At 76.0% G+C, this 17,565-nt stretch carries 22 protein-coding genes and 1 tRNA gene; 15 read left to right on the forward strand and 8 right to left on the reverse strand.

What is annotated here, in order from left to right; all coding sequences use genetic code 11:
- Window positions 1-26 precede the first annotated feature (26 nt).
- The 6 genes from PH190_RS27455 to PH190_RS27480 are packed head-to-tail and all read left to right on the forward strand — an operon-like array spanning window position 27 to window position 5,340.
- Window positions 27-869, forward strand: a complete 843-nt coding sequence (locus PH190_RS27455) for a UbiA family prenyltransferase (protein WP_274234718.1) — start codon at window positions 27-29, stop codon at window positions 867-869.
- Window positions 869-2,041, forward strand: coding sequence for an NAD(P)/FAD-dependent oxidoreductase (locus PH190_RS27460; RefSeq protein WP_274234719.1), 1,173 nt, complete (start codon window positions 869-871; stop codon window positions 2,039-2,041). Before PH190_RS27455 ends, PH190_RS27460 begins: the two co-directional genes overlap by 1 nt.
- Window positions 2,029-3,105 (forward strand): type III polyketide synthase, encoded by a 1,077-nt coding sequence (locus PH190_RS27465; RefSeq protein ID WP_274234720.1) that lies wholly within the window; start codon window positions 2,029-2,031, stop codon window positions 3,103-3,105. Before PH190_RS27460 ends, PH190_RS27465 begins: the two co-directional genes overlap by 13 nt.
- Entirely contained in the window at window positions 3,102-3,623 is a 522-nt protein-coding gene (locus tag PH190_RS27470; protein ID WP_274234721.1) for an isoprenylcysteine carboxyl methyltransferase family protein, read from the forward strand. The genes PH190_RS27465 and PH190_RS27470 overlap by 4 nt, the downstream gene beginning before the upstream one ends.
- Window positions 3,620-4,660: an NAD(P)/FAD-dependent oxidoreductase gene (locus PH190_RS27475; protein ID WP_274234722.1), complete on the forward strand. Its 1,041-nt coding sequence runs from the start codon at window positions 3,620-3,622 to the stop codon at window positions 4,658-4,660. The genes PH190_RS27470 and PH190_RS27475 overlap by 4 nt, the downstream gene beginning before the upstream one ends.
- Window positions 4,657-5,340, forward strand: a complete 684-nt coding sequence (locus tag PH190_RS27480; protein WP_274234723.1) for a uracil-DNA glycosylase family protein — start codon at window positions 4,657-4,659, stop codon at window positions 5,338-5,340. Before PH190_RS27475 ends, PH190_RS27480 begins: the two co-directional genes overlap by 4 nt.
- Here PH190_RS27480 and PH190_RS27485 read toward each other — a convergent pair.
- The 3 genes from PH190_RS27485 to PH190_RS27495 form a co-directional block, all read right to left on the reverse strand.
- A complete protein-coding gene (locus PH190_RS27485; RefSeq protein WP_274234724.1) occupies window positions 5,326-5,703 on the reverse strand; it encodes a Rieske (2Fe-2S) protein in 378 nt (125 codons plus the stop codon). The two genes, PH190_RS27480 and PH190_RS27485, sit on opposite strands and share 15 nt — an antisense overlap.
- A gap of 151 nt (window positions 5,704-5,854) precedes the next feature.
- Window positions 5,855-6,058: a hypothetical protein gene (locus PH190_RS27490; protein WP_274234725.1), complete on the reverse strand. Its 204-nt coding sequence runs from the start codon at window positions 6,056-6,058 to the stop codon at window positions 5,855-5,857.
- A 112-nt stretch (window positions 6,059-6,170) separates the two neighbouring features.
- The gene (locus PH190_RS27495) at window positions 6,171-6,617 is read right to left on the reverse strand and encodes a winged helix-turn-helix transcriptional regulator (RefSeq protein WP_274234726.1); all 447 of its coding nucleotides are present in this window, start codon (window positions 6,615-6,617) and stop codon (window positions 6,171-6,173) included.
- Between the two features lie 107 nt (window positions 6,618-6,724).
- On the opposite strand from PH190_RS27495, the gene PH190_RS27500 reads away from it, so the two are divergent.
- Entirely contained in the window at window positions 6,725-7,114 is a 390-nt protein-coding gene (locus tag PH190_RS27500) for a tautomerase family protein (RefSeq protein ID WP_274234727.1), read from the forward strand.
- A gap of 74 nt (window positions 7,115-7,188) precedes the next feature.
- Complete coding sequence (locus PH190_RS27505) at window positions 7,189-7,746, forward strand: dihydrofolate reductase family protein (RefSeq protein WP_274234728.1); 558 nt, start codon at window positions 7,189-7,191, stop codon at window positions 7,744-7,746.
- Between the two features lie 36 nt (window positions 7,747-7,782).
- Here PH190_RS27505 and PH190_RS27510 read toward each other — a convergent pair whose 3' ends face one another.
- The 3 genes from PH190_RS27510 to PH190_RS27520 form a co-directional block, all read right to left on the reverse strand.
- Window positions 7,783-8,790: an RNA polymerase subunit sigma-70 gene (locus PH190_RS27510; protein ID WP_274234729.1), complete on the reverse strand. Its 1,008-nt coding sequence runs from the start codon at window positions 8,788-8,790 to the stop codon at window positions 7,783-7,785.
- Between the two features lie 144 nt (window positions 8,791-8,934).
- Window positions 8,935-9,007 (reverse strand) — tRNA-Arg (locus PH190_RS27515).
- Between the two features lie 189 nt (window positions 9,008-9,196).
- Window positions 9,197-9,688 carry a hypothetical protein gene (locus PH190_RS27520; RefSeq protein ID WP_274234730.1) on the reverse strand — a complete coding sequence of 164 codons (492 nt, stop codon included), beginning with the start codon at window positions 9,686-9,688 and terminating at the stop codon, window positions 9,197-9,199.
- A 169-nt stretch (window positions 9,689-9,857) separates the two neighbouring features.
- Here PH190_RS27520 and PH190_RS27525 point away from each other — a divergent pair, with 169 nt between their 5' ends.
- A complete protein-coding gene (locus PH190_RS27525; RefSeq protein ID WP_274234731.1) occupies window positions 9,858-10,655 on the forward strand; it encodes an SIR2 family NAD-dependent protein deacylase in 798 nt (265 codons plus the stop codon).
- Here the strand turns inward: PH190_RS27525 and PH190_RS27530 are convergent, their stop codons facing one another.
- Window positions 10,656-11,426, reverse strand: a complete 771-nt coding sequence (locus PH190_RS27530) for a bestrophin-like domain (RefSeq protein ID WP_274234732.1) — start codon at window positions 11,424-11,426, stop codon at window positions 10,656-10,658.
- A gap of 106 nt (window positions 11,427-11,532) precedes the next feature.
- Between PH190_RS27530 and PH190_RS27535 the strand changes: the two genes are divergently transcribed.
- The 6 genes from PH190_RS27535 (at window position 11,533) to PH190_RS27560 (ending at window position 16,423) form a co-directional block, all read left to right on the forward strand.
- Entirely contained in the window at window positions 11,533-12,051 is a 519-nt protein-coding gene (locus PH190_RS27535; RefSeq protein ID WP_274234733.1) for a hypothetical protein, read from the forward strand.
- Between the two features lie 28 nt (window positions 12,052-12,079).
- On the forward strand, window positions 12,080-12,958 hold the full coding sequence (locus tag PH190_RS27540; RefSeq protein ID WP_274234734.1) for an oxygenase MpaB family protein: 879 nt from the start codon (window positions 12,080-12,082) through the stop codon (window positions 12,956-12,958).
- Window positions 12,959-13,072: 114 nt separating this feature from the next.
- The gene (locus tag PH190_RS27545; RefSeq protein ID WP_274234735.1) at window positions 13,073-14,221 is read left to right on the forward strand and encodes an acetyl-CoA C-acetyltransferase; all 1,149 of its coding nucleotides are present in this window, start codon (window positions 13,073-13,075) and stop codon (window positions 14,219-14,221) included.
- A 12-nt stretch (window positions 14,222-14,233) separates the two neighbouring features.
- Window positions 14,234-15,007, forward strand: coding sequence for an SDR family oxidoreductase (locus PH190_RS27550; RefSeq protein WP_274234736.1), 774 nt, complete (start codon window positions 14,234-14,236; stop codon window positions 15,005-15,007).
- 45 nt (window positions 15,008-15,052) lie between these two features.
- Entirely contained in the window at window positions 15,053-15,679 is a 627-nt protein-coding gene (locus PH190_RS27555; RefSeq protein WP_274234737.1) for a maleylpyruvate isomerase family mycothiol-dependent enzyme, read from the forward strand.
- Window positions 15,680-15,703: 24 nt separating this feature from the next.
- A complete protein-coding gene (locus PH190_RS27560; RefSeq protein WP_274234738.1) occupies window positions 15,704-16,423 on the forward strand; it encodes a DsbA family protein in 720 nt (239 codons plus the stop codon).
- Window position 16,424: 1 nt separating this feature from the next.
- On the opposite strand, the gene PH190_RS27565 is transcribed toward PH190_RS27560, so the two are convergent.
- On the reverse strand, window positions 16,425-17,504 hold the full coding sequence (locus PH190_RS27565; RefSeq protein WP_274234739.1) for a PIN domain-containing protein: 1,080 nt from the start codon (window positions 17,502-17,504) through the stop codon (window positions 16,425-16,427).
- Window positions 17,505-17,565: the final 61 nt, after the last annotated feature.

Below are 17,565 nucleotides of genomic sequence, written 5' to 3' on the forward strand. Positions count from 1 at the left end.
TCGGGGAGGCCGTCGGGGGAGGCAGCATGCGCGTGGCCGGTGCCGGCACCCCGCCCGTCGTCACCCGGCCGTCCGCGGGCGGGCTCCTCGCGGCCGCCCACCCGGGCCCCGCGGTCGCGGTGGCGACGGTCGCGGCGCTGCTCGCCGTCGACGCCGGGCTCCCGGCCGGGACCGCGGTCGTCGTGACCGGCGCCGTGCTCACCGGCCACCTCACGCTCGGCTGGGCCAACGACCTGCTCGACCTCCCGCGCGACCGCGCCGTCGGCCGCGCGGACAAGCCCCTGACGACGGGGCGGACGAGCACCCGCGCGGTCGCGACCGCGCTCGCCGTCGCCGCGCTCGCCTGCGTCGTGCTGTCGGTGGCCCTCGGGTGGCGCAGCGGGCTGGTCCACCTCGTGCTCGGCATCGGGTCGGGGCAGGCCTACAACCTCGGCCTCAAGCGCACCGCGCTGTCCTGGCTGCCCTACGCCGTGACGTTCGGGACGCTGCCGGCCGTCGTCGGCCTCGCCGCGGACGTCCCCGCGTGGCCGCCGTGGTGGCTGGTCGCGGCCGGCGCCGCGCTCGGGGTCGGCGCGCACGTGGTCAACGCGCTGCCCGACCTGGCCGACGACCTGCGCACCGGCGTGCGCGGGCTGCCGCACCGGGTGGGGGAGCCCGTCGCGCGTCCGCTGGCCGCGGCGCTGCTCGTCGCCGCCTCGCTGCTGGCCGCGTTCGGACCGGCCGGTGTGCCCGCGGCCTGGGTCTGGCCGGTCCTGCTCGTCGTCGTCGCGCTGGCGGCGGTCGCGCTCGCGGGCCGGGGCCGCACGCCCTTCCGCGCCGCCCTGGCGATCGCGCTGCTCGACGTCGTGCTGCTCGTGGCCGCCGGCTGATGCGGGCCTCCCGGGATCGCTACGACCTGGCCGTCGTCGGTGCCGGACCCGCCGGGACCGCCGCCGCCCTCGGCGCGCTGCACGCCGAGCCCGGGCTGCGCGTGGCGCTGCTCGACCGCGCCGACTTCCCCCGCGACAAGGCCTGCGGCGACGGCGTCGCCCCGCACGTCCTCGACCGGCTCGCCGACGTCGGCGTCACGGGCCTGCTCGACGACCGGGTGCCCGTCGCGCGCCTGCGCCTCGACCGCGGCGGCCGGGGTGCCGAGCGCACGATGGCGCGCCCGTCCTACGTCGTGCCGCGCCGGGTCCTCGACGCCCGCCTCGTCGAGGCGGCGCAGGCGGCGGGTGCGGAGCTGCTCCGCCACCGTGTCCGCGACGTCGCGATCGGCGCCGAGGTGGTGCTCGACGACGAGGTCCGCGCGCCGCTGGTCGTCGGCGCGGACGGGGCGCGCTCGGTGCTGCGGCGCCGGCTCGGTTGGGCGCCCGGTCCGACCGCGCTCGCCCTGCGCGGCTACGCGCCGGTCACCGCGGGCCGCGAGGGCGCGCAGGTCATCGCGTTCGGCACCCTGCGCCAGCCGTCGTACGCGTGGTCGTTCGACCGCGGCGACGGGTTCGCCAACGTCGGGTACGGCGAGGTGCTCGGTGACGGGCCGGCTCCGGGCAAGGCCGAGCTGATCGGCCACCTCGAGGACCTGCTACCGGGCAGCACCCGCGACGCGGGCGACTGGCGCGGCCACCACCTGCCGCTCTCGGGGCCGCGCTGGCGCCCGCCGGACAGCCGGGTGCTCCTCGTGGGCGACGCGGCGGGGCTCGTGAACCCGATGACCGGCGAGGGCATCTACTACGCGGTCGCGACGGGCATCGCCGCCGGTCGGGCCGCCGCGCGGGCGCTCGTCGACGGTCGGCCGGCGACGGCGGGGCGGCGCTACGCCCGCACGGCCCGCGCGCACCTCTTCCCGCACCTGCGCCACACCGCCGCGGCCGGGGTCCTCAGCCGCACCGGACCGGTCCTCGACGCCGGGCTGCGCGCCGCGGCCGGCGACCAGCGGGTGTTCGACGACCTCGTGGAGCTCGGGCTCGCCCGCGGCCGGATCACCCCGGCCGTCGCCCGCGGCCTGGCCCGCTCACTAGTGCCCGCCCTCGGAGAGAAGAGGCGACCATGCGCGTCCTGAGCGTCCGCGGCGCCCTGCCCGACCACCGCCACCGGCAGGAGGACATCACCGAGGCGTTCGCCGGGGCGATGCTGCGCGGTGCGGTGAACCGGCCGGTCCTCGACCGGCTGCACCGCAACGCGGGCGTCGAGACCCGCCACACCGCGCTGCCGCTGGAGCGCTACGGCCGGCTGCGCGACTTCGGCGAGGCCAACGACGCGTTCATCGCCGCCGGCGTCGAGCTCGGCGCCCGCGCCGTGGTCGACGCGCTCAAGGCCGTCGACCTCGCCCCGTCCGACGTCGACGTCGTCGTCTCCGCGACCGTCACCGGCCTCGCCGTCCCCTCGCTCGACGCGCGCATCGCCGCGGCGATCGGGATGCGGGACGACGTCGTGCGCGTCCCGATCGTGGGCCTCGGCTGCGTGGCCGGGGCCGCCGGCGTCGCCCGCCTGCACGACCTCCTCGCGGGCCGGCCGGACGCGATCGCGGTGCTGGTCAGCGTCGAGCTGTGCTCGCTGACGCTGCAGCGCGACGACGTCTCGACGCCGAACCTCGTCGCCAGCGGGCTGTTCGGCGACGGCGCGGCCGCGGTCGTGGCGGCGGGATCGGCGCGGGCCGCCGAGCTGGTCGACGACCGGCGCGTGCAGCCCGAGGTGGTGGCCACGCGCAGCCGGCTCTACCCCGACTCCGAGCGCACCATGGGCTGGGACGTCGGCGCGGGCGGGCTGAAGATCGTGCTCGACGGCGCGGTCCCCGACGTCGTGCGCCGGTACCTCGGCGACGACGTCCGCCGCTTCCTCGCCGACCACGGGCTCGACCGCGAGGACATCGGCTTCTACGTGGCGCACCCCGGCGGTCCGAAGGTGCTCGAGGCCCTCCAGGACGCGCTGGGCGTCGACCGCGCGGCGCTGGCGGTCACGTGGGACTCGCTGCGCCGCATCGGCAACCTCTCCTCGGCCTCGGTGCTGCACGTCCTGGCCGACACGCTCGAGACCCGCCCGCCGCGTCCCGGCTCGTCCGGGCTGATGCTCGCGATGGGCCCTGGGTTCTGCTCCGAGCTGGTGCTGCTGCGGGTGCCGGCGTGAGCGCGGTGCTCTACGCGCTGCTGGTCCTCGCCGTCGGGGCCCAGCGCCTCGGGGAGATGGCGCTGTCCCGGCGGAACGCGGCGTGGGCGTTCGCGCGGGGCGGCGTCGAGACCGGGCGGGCCCACTTCCCGGCGATGGTGGTGCTGCACACCGGCCTGCTCCTCGGCTGCCTCGCCGAGGTGTGGCTCGCCGGGCGCCCGTTCGTGCCCGCGCTGGGGTGGCCGATGCTCGCGCTGGTCGTCGCCTGTCAGGGCGTGCGGTGGTGGTGCGTCGCCGCGCTCGGGCCGCGGTGGAACACGCGCGTCATCGTCGTGCCCGGAACGGCGCCGGTCCGGACGGGCCCGTACCGGTGGCTCGCGCACCCCAACTACGCGGTGGTCGTCGTCGAGGGCGTCGCGCTCCCGCTGGTGCACACGGCGTGGGTCACGGCTCTGGTGTTCACGGTGGCGAACGCGGCCCTGCTGACGGTGCGGCTGCGCGTCGAGCGGCGGGCCCTGCGCGCGGCGGTGCCCGCGTGACCCGCCGCGTCGACCTGCTCGTCGCCGGCGGCGGACCGGCGGGCCTGGTCACCGCCCTGCACGCCGCCCGCGCGGGCCTGGACGTCGAGGTGTGGGAGCCACGCCCGGGCGCGGTCGACAAGGCCTGCGGCGAGGGCCTCATGCCCGGTGCGCTGGCCGACCTGCTGGAGCTCGGCGTCGACCCGCCCGGCCACGCGTTCCACGGCATCCGCTACGTCGCCGGCGAGCGGCGCGCCGACGCCGCGTTCCGCGCCGGCGCGGGCCGCGGCATCCGCCGCACGACGCTGCACGGCGCGCTGATCGCGGCCGTCACCGCGGCCGGTGCCCGCGTCGAGCAGCGGGCCGTCGGCGACCTGCGCCAGGACGACGAGGCGGTCGTCGTCGACGGCGTGCGCGCCCGGCACCTCGTCGCCGCCGACGGGCTGCACTCGCCCGTGCGCCGGGGGCTGGGCCTCGACCCGGCGCCCGCGCGCCACCGCCGCTACGGGGTGCGCCGGCACTTCCGCACCGCGCCCTGGTCACCCTTCGTCGAGGTGCACTGGGCGCCCGACGTCGAGGCGTACGTGACCCCGGTGGCCGACGACCTCGTCGGTGTCGCCGTCCTGGCCTCGAGCCGCGGCACGTTCCCCGACCGACTCGCGGCCCTCCCCGGCCTGGAGGCGCTCCTCGACGGAGCCGAGCCGGCGAGCGCCGTCCGCGGGGCCGGACCGCTGCGCCAGCGCGTGCGCCGGCGCGTCGCGGGGCGGGTGCTGCTGGTCGGCGACGCCGCGGGCTACGTCGACGCGCTGACGGGGGAGGGCCTCGCCCTGGCCTTCGCGCAGGCCGGCGCCGCCGTCCGCGCGATCACCGACGGCGCGCCGCAGCGCTACGACCGCGAGTGGGCCCGGCTGACGCGGCGCTACCGCTGGCTGACCGGGGCGCTGCTGCTCGGCACCCGTCCCCGCCCCGCCCGCCGGGCGCTGGTCCCCGCCGCGCGGATGCTGCCGCCGCTGTTCGACGGCGCGGTGAACGGGCTGGCGCGCCCGGTGGGGGCGTGACCGCCGACCGAGCGGCCGAGCTCGCCGACCTCGCCGCGCGGATCGCGGACTGCACGGCGTGCCCGCGGCTCGTCGCGTCCCGGCAGGCGGCCGCCGCAGCCGGTACCGGTCCGTACTGGGCGCGCCCCGTCCCCGGCGTCGGTGACCCGGCCGCGCGGGTCCACGTGCTCGGCCTCGCGACCGCGCCGCACGGCGGCAACCGCACCGGCCAGGCGTTCACCGGCAACCCCACCGCCGACACGCTCGTCGCCGCGCTGCACCGTGCCGGCCTCGCGAACCGGCCGACCTCGGAGCACGCCGGCGACGGGCTGCGCCTGGGCGGGGCCTGGATGGCGTCGGCGGTGCGCTGCCCGCCGCCCGACCACCGCCCGACCCGCACCGAGCGGGCCACGTGCGCGGGCTGGCTGACCGCGGAGCTCGCGGCCCTGCCGGACGTGGCGGTCGTGCAGTGCCTGGGCCGTCTCGCGTGGGAGGCGGCGTGCGACTGGGCAGGGGAAAGGCCGCGACCGCGGTTCGCCCACGGCGCCGAGCACGTCGTCACCGCCGGACCGCGCCCGGGCCTGCGGCTGCTCGCGTCCTACCACCCGAGCCCGCAGAACACCCGCAGCCGGCGCCTCACGCCGGCGATGCTCGACGCGGTGCTCGCCCGCGCGGTGACGGCGTCGTCACCGCACCCGTAGGCGCCGCCCGGCCCGCACCACCCGGCCGACCTTCAGCGGCACCCACCGGGCCAGGGCCCGCACCAGCTGCGTGTAGCCCGGCGTGGGCCCGACGTAGAACGCGATGCCGCGCGGCCCACCGACCATCTCGCCGTTGCGGACGTCGTAGCGCGCGCCGTGCCACGGGCAGACCAGGCAGCCGTCCTCGTCGACCCGGCCGTCGGACAGGTCGCGCAGCTGGTGGCGGCAGCGTCGCCCCACCGCGAACGGCTCGCCGCGGCTCGTGCCCACCGCCCACGCCCCGACCCGGCGGACCTCGCCGGGGGCGGGCTCCTCGATCTCGGTCCAGGTGCTGGTGTCCTCGGTGCCCTCGGCGTGCGTCACGCGCTGCCTCCCCGCGTCGGGCGGCCGCCGGCGACGGTCCGCGCAGGAGGGTGTCCGAGGGGCTCACGTCGAAACGGCCGGCCGCACGAGGACGCCCCCGCCCGCGGACCGCGGCGCCCCGATCGCGCACGCGATCGGTCGTTCCTCGGGCTCAGGAGTCGGAGAACGCCTCGCGGCCGAGGACGCTCGCGGCGCCGTCGAGGTAGGCCTGGCGGTAGGCCGGCGGGATCCACTCCGCGGTCCGGAAGACGGTGAGCGCCGGGTCGTCGTACGTGGCCTCGAGGTGCAGCGGCGCCCGAGCGTCACCGGCGTCGGGGTCGCCCTCGGCGTGGGTGTCGTCCGGGGTCGTGGTCATGACGTCACAGGATGCCCGCCCCGCGCGCGGCGAACCACCTCATACCGGTGGAGATGCGCGACGCGGATGAGGGCGAAAGCGCTTTCGCGGGCGCGGGCGAGATCGCCACGACTCACCAGGCCGTCGGCTCCAGCTCGGCGGTCACGGCCCGCCAGGAGAGGGGTTCACCGCAGTGCGAACAGGTCGTGCGCGGCTCGGCGAGGTGCCCGCACGCGCGGTGCACGAGGCGCACGGGCGGTACGTCGTTCTCGTACCTGTCGCCCCACGCCATGAGGGCCAGGAGGACGGGGTAGAGGTCGGCACCCTTGGTGGTGAGGCGGTACTCGTGGCGCACGGGGCTGTCCTGGTAGGGGACCCGCTCGAGGACACCCTCCTCGGTGAGGACCCGCAGCCGGTCGTTGAGCACGTTGGCCCCGAGGCCGAGCTTGGTGCGGAAGTGCTCGTAGCGGCGGTGCCCGCGGAAGCACTCGCGCAGGATCATCATCGTCCAGCGCTCGCCGATCACCGACCAGGTGCGGGCGACCGAGCAGTAGACGTCGCCGAGGTCGTCGTGTCGCACGACGATCAGCGTAGGACTCTTTTCGAGTCGGAGCAGCTTGTCGGCGTGCACGGGGCTGGCTACGGTCACGTGCACGGCGAGTGCGACACCGAGACCGGGAGGTCGGCGTGCCCTTCTACCAGTTCACCGTGCCCAGCGGAGACCCGACGTTGGAGCACAAGGCCGAGGTGGCGGCGGCGATGACCAAGGTGCACTCCGAGGTCACCGGCGCCCCGAGCGCGTACGTGCACTGCTCGTTCGTCGAGGTCCCCGCGGGGAGCGTCTTCGTGGCCGGCGAGCCGGTGACGGGCCCGCGCATGGTCGGGATCATCCGGGACGGCCGCTCCGCGGAGGTGCGCGGCCGCCTGCTGCACGGTCTCGCCGACGCGTGGTGCGAGATCACGGGGATCGCGAAGAAGGACGTCGCGATCTTCCTGCAGGAGGTCCCCGGGGCCAACGTGCTCGAGGACGGGGAGATCCTCCCGGAGTCGTCGCAGGACCCCGGCGCCATCTCCTGAGCTCGGCCGCACCGATCAGCTCCTCGCGCCGGACCCGTCTGTCCGTGTGGGATCGACACACAGGAGGCGGCACGATGCGGACACTGATCTTCGGCATGAACGCGAGCCTGGACGGCTACGTCGCCGCGCCCGGCGACGACCTCGGCTGGAGCGCGCCGAGCGACGAGCTGTTCGGGTGGTGGCTCGAACGGGAGCAGATGATCGGGACGTTCCTGTACGGGCGCCGGCTGTGGGAGACCATGTCCGTCTGGTCGACCGGCGACCAGCAGCCGGGCGCCACCCCGGCGCAGGTCGCGTTCGCGCGGAACTGGCGGGACACGCCGAAGGTGGTGTTCTCCTCGACGCTCGACGAGGTGGACGGGGCCCGCCTGGTCACCGGCGACGCGATCGCGGAGGTCACCCGGCTCAAGGCCGGGGACGGCGCACCGATGCGCGTCGGCGGCCGCACGCTCGCCGCGGCGGTGATGCGGGCCGGCCTGGTCGACGAGTACGAGGTCGTCACCCACCCGGTCCTGCTCGGCGGCGGCGCGCCGCACTTCGGCGCGCTGGACGGCTGGGTGGACCTGGACCTGCTGGAGACGCGGACGTTCCCCGGCGGTGTGGTGCTCACCCGGTACGCGACGAGGCGGTGAGCACGCCCGGCGTCACCGCGTCACCGTGTCATCGCCTCACCGCGTCGCGGGGAGGCCCAGCCAGGGCTTGTCGGCCGCGTCGAACCCGGTGAGCTCGGCGATCTCCCCGTCGACGACGTGCAGGACCGCGAGGGTGAACAGCCGGTACTCCGGGTCGTCGGGAGCACGGCGGTACAGCGCGGCGGCGGGCATGCGGTTGAGCGTCGTGGCGGTGCAGCGCCAGTCGTCGTAGCCGGGCCCGAAGAGCCCCGCGGAGACCCAGCCGTCCACCGCCTCCCGGGCCGTCCTGCTCACGGTGCCCGGGTCGGGCAGCATCGCGAAGCGCAGGTCCGCGCGCATCAGGGCGGCCAGCCCGTCGAGGTCGTGGCGCTCGTGGGCGTCGATGTAGGCCGCCAGCACGCCCCGCTCGTCGCTCGACAGCTCGTGGGTGGCGGGAGTCCGCCAGTCGAGGCGACGGGCCGGGAGCTGCGCGCGCACCGTCACCCGAGCCCGCTGCAGGGCGTTGGTCACCGAGGCGACGGTCACCCCGAGGGCCTCGGCGGCCGTCGACGCCGGCCAGCCGAGGACGTCGCGCAGCACGAACACCGCCCGCTGCCGCGGCGGCAGGTGCTGCACGGCGACGACGAACGCCAGCTCGATCGTCTCCCGCGCCACCACCGCGTCCTGCGGGTCCTCGGGGAGCATCCGGTCCGGGTACGGCTGCAGGTACGGCACCTCGACCTCGGGGTCGGGCACCCCGGACGGCACGGGTGTGCGGTCGGTGCGCTTCGCCAGGAAGTCGAGGCAGGCGTTCGTCGCGATCCGGTAGAGCCAGGTCCGCACCGTGGCGCGGCCCTCGAACGAGGCCCGCTTGTGCCACGCCCGCAGGAACGTCTCCTGCGTCAGGTCCCGGGCGTCCTCGACGTTCGCGAGCATCCGGTAGCAGTGGACCTGCAGCTCGCGGCGGTGGGGCTCCGTGACGAGAGCGAACCGCGCCGCGTCGCCCGATCGGGCCGCCGCGATGAACGCGGCCTCGTCGGTGTCCGGCAGGCCGGTGTCGGTCATGGTCGTCGATCCTTCCAGCGGCGTCAGGGGACGCCAGGACCGACGACGGGGCGCGGGATTCCTGATCGGTGTCCCGCTCGGGCGGCCGGTGACGGGTGCGGCGAGGGCGGGCGGCGGGCGACGAGAGGCCTGCTCGGACCTGGGCGCCCCCGGCAGGATTCGAACCTGCGACACCGGCTTTAGGAGAGCCGTGCTCTATCCCCTGAGCTACGGGGGCCCGGGCCCAGGGTAGCGGTCGCCCCGATCGATCCCCGCGCGCCGTTTCGCACCGGCGCCGGTTCGGGAAACGGTTCGTCACCGCCGGCCGGAGGCCGGCGGTCGGGACGGCTCCGCCGGCCGTTGAGCCAGCAGCACCGGCGGAGTCGTCGCCGCTCGCCCGCGGCGCGCTCGCGCCGGGTGTCCTCGGTCAGGACACCTCGGACGGCGCGGGCACCGCCTCGGCCGGCAGCCGCGAGGACGGCACGTCGACGCGCCGGGAGCGTTCCGCGGCCTCGGCGAGCGCGCGGTGGAAGCGGTCGGTCTCCGGTCCGCCGTCGGTGACGACCACCCGGGAGCCGCGCTCGGTGGCCCCGACGGGCGTGGACAGCAGGCCGATGCCCGGCTCGGGTCCCTCGACGCGCGTGACCTCGAGCTGGGGGAGCCGGTGGAACGCGACCTGCGCGTCCGGGTCGGGCCCGTCGCGATCGGGATCGCGATCGGTGACCACGAGGACATCCTGCGTGAGCAGGAGCTCGGTGGTCCGGCGGCGCGGGCGGCCCCGCCCGAACCACCCCGTGGTCCCGACGACGACGTCGGTCCGCACGGCGTGCGTGACCTCGGGCAGCGGGTCGCGACCCAGCCCGCGGACCTCGGCCTGCTCCTGGATGAGCGAGATGACGGCGGTCGGCAGGCTGTGCACACCGATGACACGCGATGACGGCTGACGGTGGGTCCCCACGACACCCCTCCCCGGTGGGCGCCCGAGCCGGGGATCCGTCACCCGGAGGTGCTCGCGACGCCGCACGGGTGAGTTCGGGGTGAATGAAGGGCGTGTTACACGTGCCCTCCGTGTGGGGGACGGTGGGGGCATGAGCGACCACGCCGACGCCGCTGCCGAGGTAGCTGCCGAGGATGCCGACGTGGCCCGGGCCGCGGACCTCCTGGCGCGGGCCGAGCGGGTCACCGTGCTCACCGGCGCGGGGGTGTCCACCGACTCCGGCATCCCCGACTTCCGCGGCCCGCAGGGCGTCTGGACACGTGACCCGTCGGCCGAGCGGCTCTCGACGCTGCAGGCCTACGTCTCCGACCCGGAGGTGCGGCGCGAGTCGTGGCGCCAGCGCGCCGTGCACCCGGTGTGGCGGGCGCGCCCCGGTCCTGCGCACACCGCGCTCGTCGAGCTCGAGCGCTCCGGGCGGCTGCTCGCGCTGCTGACCCAGAACATCGACGAGCTGCACCAGGCGGCCGGGTCGTCGCCGGACCTGGTCGTCGAGCTGCACGGGACGGTGCACCAGACGCAGTGCCTGTCGTGCGGCGCCCGCGCACCGATGCCCGAGACGCTCGCCCGCGTCGCGGCCGGCGAGGAGGACCCGCCGTGCGTGCTCTGCGGCGGTGTCCTCAAGTCGGCGACGATCTCGTTCGGCCAGGAGCTCGACGCGGGCGTGGTCATGCGGGCCCGGCGGGCCGCGGTGCAGGCCGACGTGCTGCTCGCCGCCGGGACGTCGCTGGGCGTGCACCCGGCGGCGGGCGTCGTCGACCTCGCGGCGGCCGCGGGCGCGGCGGTGGTCATCGTCAACGCCGAGCCGACGCCGTACGACGACGTCGCCACGGTGGTGCTGCGCGGCGGGACCGGCGAGCTCCTCCCGCGGCTGGTGGCGGGCCTGGACTGATCAGCGCGTGAAGTCGGTGAGCACCCGCTGCACCGGCGCGGGCGCCACCGCGACGTCGCCCCGGAACGGCTGGTCGATCGCGACGGCGACGAAGAGCAGCACGCCGATCGTGGCGGCGAGGCTGCCGGTCATCAGCAGGTGCAGCGCGGTGCTGCGCAGCCCGAAGATCATGCCGAAGCCGATCGTGACGACCGCGCCGAGCACGAGCGCGATCCACAGCACGACGGGCAGGCCCTGGCCGACGAAGTCGAGGCGCTGGGAGCGGAAGGACACGACCTCGGCGAAGCGGTCGGCCTCGACGGCGACGTACTGCTGCTGGATCGGCGTGTCCGCGGGCAGCGTCGCGAGGCGGGCGGCCATGCGGTCGAGGACCTCGGCCACCGCCGGGTCGCCGGGCTCCCCGCGGCCCATCGCGGGCCACTCCTCGGTCACCACGGCGGCGGCGTAGTCGCGGACGTCGGTCTGGATGCCGGCGCGGACCTCCGGCGGGAACGCGGCGCTCTCGCGGTAGAGCCCGCGCAGGGCGCTCGCCTCCTGGCCGACGACCTCGGAGGCCCGGCTGAACTGCTGCCAGGTCACCACGACGACGAAGGCCAGCAGCACCGCGTAGATCACGCCGACGATGGCGATGAGGTAGCCGGCGACGTCGTTGTGCTCGCCCTCGGCGAGGTGGGGCCACCGGCGGCGGACGAGCACCTGGAGCCCGATGACCAGCGCGGGGACGACGACGACGAGCAGGACGAACAGCGCCCAGACGGGCAGCACGGTCATCGGGGCCCCGGGTCCGCGGCGGACACGGGCGGAGCCTAACGGCAGAGCGGGGTGGGCCGACCGGCCCGGCCGTGCGAGCGCGCGGCCACCGGAGCACGATGCGCCCATGCCTTCCGTCGACCTCGCCCAGGTGCCGCAGCGTCTCGCCACCGGGGCCTTCATCCTCAACTCGGGCCTGCAGAAGTGGTCCGGCGACGAGGAGACCGCGTCCGGGCTGCACGGCTTCGCCTCGGGCGCCTACCCGTTCCTCAAGGACATGGACCCGCCGACGTTCCTCAAGGTCCTGTCCGTGGGGGAGATGGCCGTCGGCGCGACGTTGCTCGCCCCGTTCGTCTCCGGCCGCGTCGCCGGCGCCGCGCTGACCGGCTTCTCGTCGGGCATGCTCGGGCTCTACCTGCGCACGCCGGGGATGCACGACGGCAGGCTGCGCCCGACCCAGCAGGGCACGCCGATCGCCAAGGACATCTGGATGCTCGGCATCGGCGTCGCGCTCCTGCTCGGCACCGGGCGCCGGCGCGCGGAGAAGAAGGCCGAGAAGCGGGTGTGGAAGGCCGAGCGGCGGGCGGCGCTGGCGGAGGCGAAGGTGTCGCAGACCGCGGCCCGGCTCGCGGAGGAGCGCGGTTGACACGCCGCGGATCGGTGACCCCGTCCCCATGACGGGCGCGGCGGCGGTGACCGATGACGACCTCGGGGACGTCGGGGACCTCGGCCTCTTCGGTCCGACGTCGGTGACCTGGCGGGTGCAGCTGGAGCCGGTGCTGTGGGTGGCCGGGATGCGGGCGCTGCTGCTGCAGTCGCTCCACCCGCAGGTCATGCGGGCGACCTTCCAGAACTCCGCCCTGTTCGACCCGAAGAAGGCGTGGCCGCGCTTCCAGCGGACCGTCGGGTTCGTCGGCACCCGCACGTTCGGCTCGCGCGCCGACGTGGAGGAGGCGGGCTCGCGCGTCCGCCGCCTCCACTCGACCCTGCGCGGCCGCGACCCGGACGGCACCGAGATCGCCCTCGACGACCCGGAGAACCTCCTCTGGGTGCACAACGCCGAGATCGACTCGTACGTCGACGTGGCCCGCCGCGCCGGGGTGGTCGACGACGCCGAGGCCGACGCCTACGTCGCCGAGAGCGTGCGGGCCGCCGAGGTCGTGGGCCTCGACCCGGCGATCGTCCCGGCGTCGCGGGCCGAGCTCGCCGCGTACTTCGAGCGCGTGCGCCCCCGGCTGCGGCTCACCGACGAGGCGCGCCGGGGCGTCGGGGGCCTGCTCACGCCGCAGCCCGGCGCGCCTACCGGGATCGCGCTGACGCTGTCGTCGGTCGCCGCGATCTCGTTCTCGACGCTGCCGCGGTGGGCGCGGAGGATGTACGGGCTGCCGGGCCTGCCGACCACGGACCTCGGCGTCACCCTCGCCCTGCGCGCGCTCTACACGGCGACGACCCTGCTGCCCGACATCCCCGCGCCGCCCGACGTCGCCCGCGCCCGCCGGCTCGTCCGCGAGGCCCGCGAGGTCCGCGAGGCCCGCGAGTCCCGCGCGGGCTGACCGGTCCCGCGGTGACCGCGCGGGAGTGACGTGGTCACCCCTGGTGTCAGCCTGGCGGCCACGCTGACACTGGACGTCAGGGAAGCCCCCACGATCACTCACCGAGGAGAGCCCGTGGCCGTCACCGAGGCGTACATCGTCGACGCCGTCCGCACGCCGGTCGGCACCCGCAAGGGCGTGCTGGCCGACGTGCACCCCGCCGACCTGGGCGCGCACGCGCTGACCGCCCTGGTGGAGCGCACCGGCATCGACCCCGGCGCCGTCGAGGACGTCCTCATGGGCTGCGTCTCGCAGCTGGGCCCGCAGGCCGGCGTCATCGGGCGCACCGCGTGGCTCTCGGCCGGCTTCCCCGAGCACGTGCCCGGCACGACGATCAACCGCGCCTGCGGCTCCTCGCAGCAGGCCCTGCACTTCGCCGCCCAGGCGGTGCTGTCGGGCACCCAGGACATGGTCATCGCCGCGGGCGTCGAGAACATGGCGATCGTCCCCATCGACGCCAACGCCGCCGTGCTCGAGCGCATGGGCACGCGCCGCGAGGGCCCGGGCTGGATCGAGCGCTACGGCGAGCAGGAGATCAGCCAGTTCCGCGGGGCCCAGCTCATCGCCGAGAAGTGGGGCCTGCGCCGCCCGCAGCTCGAGGAGTTCGCGGTCGAGAGCCACCGCCGCGCCGCCCGGGCGACCGACGAGGGTCGCTTCACCGGCCAGATCGCGCCGCTGAACGGCCTCGACCGCGACGAGGGCATCCGCCCGGACACCAACGTCGAGAAGATGTCGACGCTGCCGCCCCTGCGCGAGGGCTACGAGATCACCGCGGCCGTGTCCAGCCAGGTGTCGGTCGGCGCCGCGGCCCTGCTCGTCGTCTCCGAGGATGCGCTGCGCACCCACGGCCTCACGCCGATCGCCAAGGTCACGACGCTGTCGGTGGTCGGCGAGGACCCGGTCCTCATGCTGACCGGCCCGATCCCCGCCACCCGCGCCGTCCTGCGCCGCGCGGGGCTCTCGATCGACGACATCGACCTCTTCGAGTGCAACGAGGCGTTCGCGCCCGTCGTGCTGGCCTGGGCGCAGGAGACCGGTGCCCCGCTGGAGCGCACCAACGTCAACGGCGGCGCCATCGCCATGGGCCACCCGCTCGGCGCCACCGGCGCGATCCTCGCGACCAAGCTGATCCACGAGCTGCACCGCACCGGCGGCACCCGCGGGCTGCAGACGATGTGCGAGGGCGGCGGCCAGTCCAACGCGACGATCATCGAGCGGGTCTGACACCGTCACCGCATGGAGCTGACTGATCGCGTCGCCGTCGTCACCGGGGCCGGCGGCGGCATCGGGCGGGCACTGGTGGACGCGCTGCGCGGGGCGGGCGCCCGGGTCGCGGCCACCGACCGGGACGGGGCCCTCGGCGGTGTCGACGCGGACCTCGTCCGCCCCCTCGACGTCACCGACGCCGACGCCACCGCGGCGATGCTCACCGAGGTGGCGGGCGCGCTCGGGCCGGTCGACCTGTTCTTCGCCAACGCCGGCGTCGCCGCGGGCACCGATCCGGTCGAGACGCCCGACGACGTCTGGGACACGGTCCTCGACGTCAACGTCCGCGCGCACATCACCGCCGCGCGCCTGCTGCTGCCCGGGTGGCTCGAGCGCGGCGAGGGCTACTTCGTCGCGACGGCGTCGGCGGCGGGCCTGCTCACCCAGATCGGGTCGGCGCCCTACGCGGTCAGCAAGCACGCGGCGGTGGCGTTCGCCGAGTGGCTCTCGGTGACCTACGGCGGGCGCGGCCTCCGGGTGAGCACCGTCTGCCCCATGGGTGTGGCGACGCCGATGCTCGAGGTCGACCCGGGCGGCATGGGCTCGCGGGCCACCGGCGCGGTCCGGGCGGCCGGCGAGGTGCTGACACCCGAGGCGGTGGCGGACGCCGTCGTCGAGGGCGTGCGGCGCGAGGAGTTCCTGATCCTGCCCCACCCGGAGGTGCTGACCTTCTTCCGGCGCAAGGGCGACGACTACGAGCGGTGGCTCGCGGGGATGCGCCGGCTGCAGGACTCGCTGGGCTGACCGGCGACTCGTGCGCCGCTGCGCCCTGCTGCCAGGATGCCGCGCATGGCCGACGTGCTCGCCCTGGCCCGCGAGGAGCGCGGGGAGCTCGCCGACCTCCTCGCCACGCTCACCCCGGAGCAGTGGGACGCGCCGACGCTGTGCTCCGGGTGGTCGGTGCGCGACGTCGTCGCCCACGTCATCAGCTACGACGTGCAGGGCATGACGGGGTTCGTGCGCACCCTGGTGCAGTCGGGCTTCTCCCCGGACCGCGCCAACCGTCGTGCCGTCGACGCCCTGCACGAGCTCGACCCGTGGAACCTCGTCGACCTCGTGCGCCGCTACCGCACCCCGGAGGGGGTCGCGGCGCGGTTCGGGTACCGGGTCGCGCTCACCGACGGCACCATCCACCACCAGGACATCCGCCGTCCCCTCGGACTGCCGCGCACCATCCCGCCCGAGCGGCTGCGCACGGTCCTCGCCTTCGCCGTGATCGCCCCGCCGATCCACGCCGCCCACCGCATCCGCGGGCTGCGCCTGGTGGCCACCGACGTCGACTGGACGTGGGGGAAGGGTCCCGAGGTGACCGGCCCGGGCGAAGCGGTGCTGATGGCCGCGGCCGGGCGGGCCGACGCCCTCGACGAGCTCGACGGCCCGGGCCTGGGCACCCTCGCCGGCCGGGTGCGGGCCTGATCACGCCGACCTAGGGTCTCCGGCGTGGACGTCCGCTTCTGGTTCGACCCGATCTGCCCCTTCTGCTGGATGACGAGCAAGTGGCTGCGCCTGGTCGCCGGCCAGCGCGACCTCGCCGTCGAGTGGCGCTTCATCTCGTTGCGCCTGGTCAACGCGGGGGTGGACTACGCCGCGCAGTTCCCGCCGGAGTACGAGGCGGGCCACACCGCGGGCCTGCGCGGGCTGCGCGTGGCGGCGCGGACGCGCAAGGAGCACGGCACCGAGGCCCTCGACCGCCTGCAGGAGGCGTTCGGCCGCCACGTCTTCGAGCAGGAGCCGGTGCCCGACACCGCCGCGGCGCGCGAGGCGCACGGCTCGGACGCGTTCCTGGGGGCCGTGCTGACCACGGCGGACCTGCCGACGTCGCTGGCGGAGGCGGCCGACGACACCGCCTGGGACGAGGTCGTGCAGGCCGAGACCGACGAGGCGCTCGCCCTGACCGGCCGGGACGTCGGCACCCCGATCATCCAGGTCGACCCGCCGGAGGGGCTCGCGTTCTTCGGCCCGGTGATCAGCCGGATGCCGACCGCGGAGCAGGCGGGCGAGCTGTGGGACCACGCGGTCGGGCTCGCACGCTTCCCCGGGTTCGCCGAGCTCAAGCGCTCGCTGCGCGAGCAGCCGCAGCTGCCGTCGTTCGGCGTCTCCACCGACGAGGTGGGCGTCGTGGAGGACTGGCACGGCGGGAGCCGCCGCCAGCACCGGTGATCTAGCTGGCGCGCAGCTGGTAGTCCCCGCGGCCCTCGTCCCACTCCATGGTCACGAGGTCGCGGGCGCGGGCGGCGCGGGCGAAGGACAGGAAGTTCGAGAACCCGTAGCGCTTCTCCGAGAACCCCGGCTCGCGCTTGCGCATCTGGTCCTTGAGCCCCGAGAGCTGGGGCGGGCCGCCGGCTCCCTGCAGGTCGCGGACGGTTTGCGCGAGCAGCGCGAACGCCTCGTCCTCGGCCGACGCGTTCTCCGGGAAGGCGACCTCGGGGTCGCCCGCCGCGGTGCCCGGCGCGAGGGCGAGGACGCCGCGGTTCTCGAGGTGGCGCAGCAGCTCGCCGAAGCCGCGGAAGCCCTGGTCGCCCTCGTCGAAGGTCGGGTCCTTGCGGAGGATCGCGCGCTTGAGGGTGGAGGCGCGCACGGGGCCGTCGGTGGCGCGGGCGAGGCCGGCGAGGGTGCTGGTGACGACGGCGTCGAGGTCGGGGTCGGCGGCCGCCGGCGGCTCCTCCCGCTCGACGGCCGGGGCCGGCTCGGGGGCGGCGGGCTCCGACGGCGCCGCGGCGCCCGGGCGGCGGCGCGCGGGCCGGCTCGTGACCGCGCGGCCCTCGACGCCGGGCAGCCGGTCGTAGAAGAGGAACTCGTCGCACGCCGCGGGCAGGAGCTTCGACGTCGACGACTGCACGCCGATGCCGATGACGCGCTTGTCCATCTCGCGCAGCTTGTGCATGAGCGGGGTGAAGTCGGAGTCGCCGGTGCCGATCGCGAAGGTGGTGACGAACCCGCGCTCGTAGGCGAGCTCGATCGCGTCGACGGCCATCTTGATGTCCGCGGCGTTCTTGCGGGACCCGCCGATCCGCTGCGGGATCTCGATGAGCTCGACCTGCGCGCGGGCGAGCAGGCGGCGGTCCTCGTCGAAGGCGGACCAGTCGCCGTAGGCGCGGCGCGTCACGACGCGGCCCCGCTCGGCCAGCGCGTCGGCGACCGGCCCGAAGTCGAAGGGGGACACCCCCAGCCCGTCCCGCGCCCCGATCGCGAGGTTCTCGTAGTCGAGGAACAGGGCGATGCGTTCGTCCTCGGGAGCCACCGGGGCAGCGTAGGCCCCTGGTCCGGACAGCGGTCCGGGCATGACGATTGCGTTGCAGACC

The organism is Actinomycetospora straminea, from assembly GCF_028737255.1.
GTDB lineage: Bacteria > Actinomycetota > Actinomycetes > Mycobacteriales > Pseudonocardiaceae > Actinomycetospora > Actinomycetospora straminea.

Coding starts and splice junctions, on each gene's coding strand:
- PH190_RS27535 (WP_274234733.1), top strand. CDS start 11,533: ATGCCTTCCGTCGACCTCGCCCAGGTGCCGCAGCGTCTCGCCACCGGG.
- PH190_RS27550 (WP_274234736.1), top strand. CDS start 14,234: ATGGAGCTGACTGATCGCGTCGCCGTCGTCACCGGGGCCGGCGGCGGC.
- PH190_RS27460 (WP_274234719.1), top strand. CDS start 869: ATGCGGGCCTCCCGGGATCGCTACGACCTGGCCGTCGTCGGTGCCGGA.
- PH190_RS27465 (WP_274234720.1), top strand. CDS start 2,029: ATGCGCGTCCTGAGCGTCCGCGGCGCCCTGCCCGACCACCGCCACCGG.
- PH190_RS27525 (WP_274234731.1), top strand. CDS start 9,858: ATGAGCGACCACGCCGACGCCGCTGCCGAGGTAGCTGCCGAGGATGCC.
- PH190_RS27540 (WP_274234734.1), top strand. CDS start 12,080: ATGACGGGCGCGGCGGCGGTGACCGATGACGACCTCGGGGACGTCGGG.
- PH190_RS27455 (WP_274234718.1), top strand. CDS start 27: ATGCGCGTGGCCGGTGCCGGCACCCCGCCCGTCGTCACCCGGCCGTCC.
- PH190_RS27510 (WP_274234729.1), bottom strand. CDS start 8,790: ATGACCGACACCGGCCTGCCGGACACCGACGAGGCCGCGTTCATCGCG.
- PH190_RS27530 (WP_274234732.1), bottom strand. CDS start 11,426: ATGACCGTGCTGCCCGTCTGGGCGCTGTTCGTCCTGCTCGTCGTCGTC.
- PH190_RS27555 (WP_274234737.1), top strand. CDS start 15,053: ATGGCCGACGTGCTCGCCCTGGCCCGCGAGGAGCGCGGGGAGCTCGCC.
- PH190_RS27490 (WP_274234725.1), bottom strand. CDS start 6,058: ATGACCACGACCCCGGACGACACCCACGCCGAGGGCGACCCCGACGCC.
- PH190_RS27505 (WP_274234728.1), top strand. CDS start 7,189: ATGCGGACACTGATCTTCGGCATGAACGCGAGCCTGGACGGCTACGTC.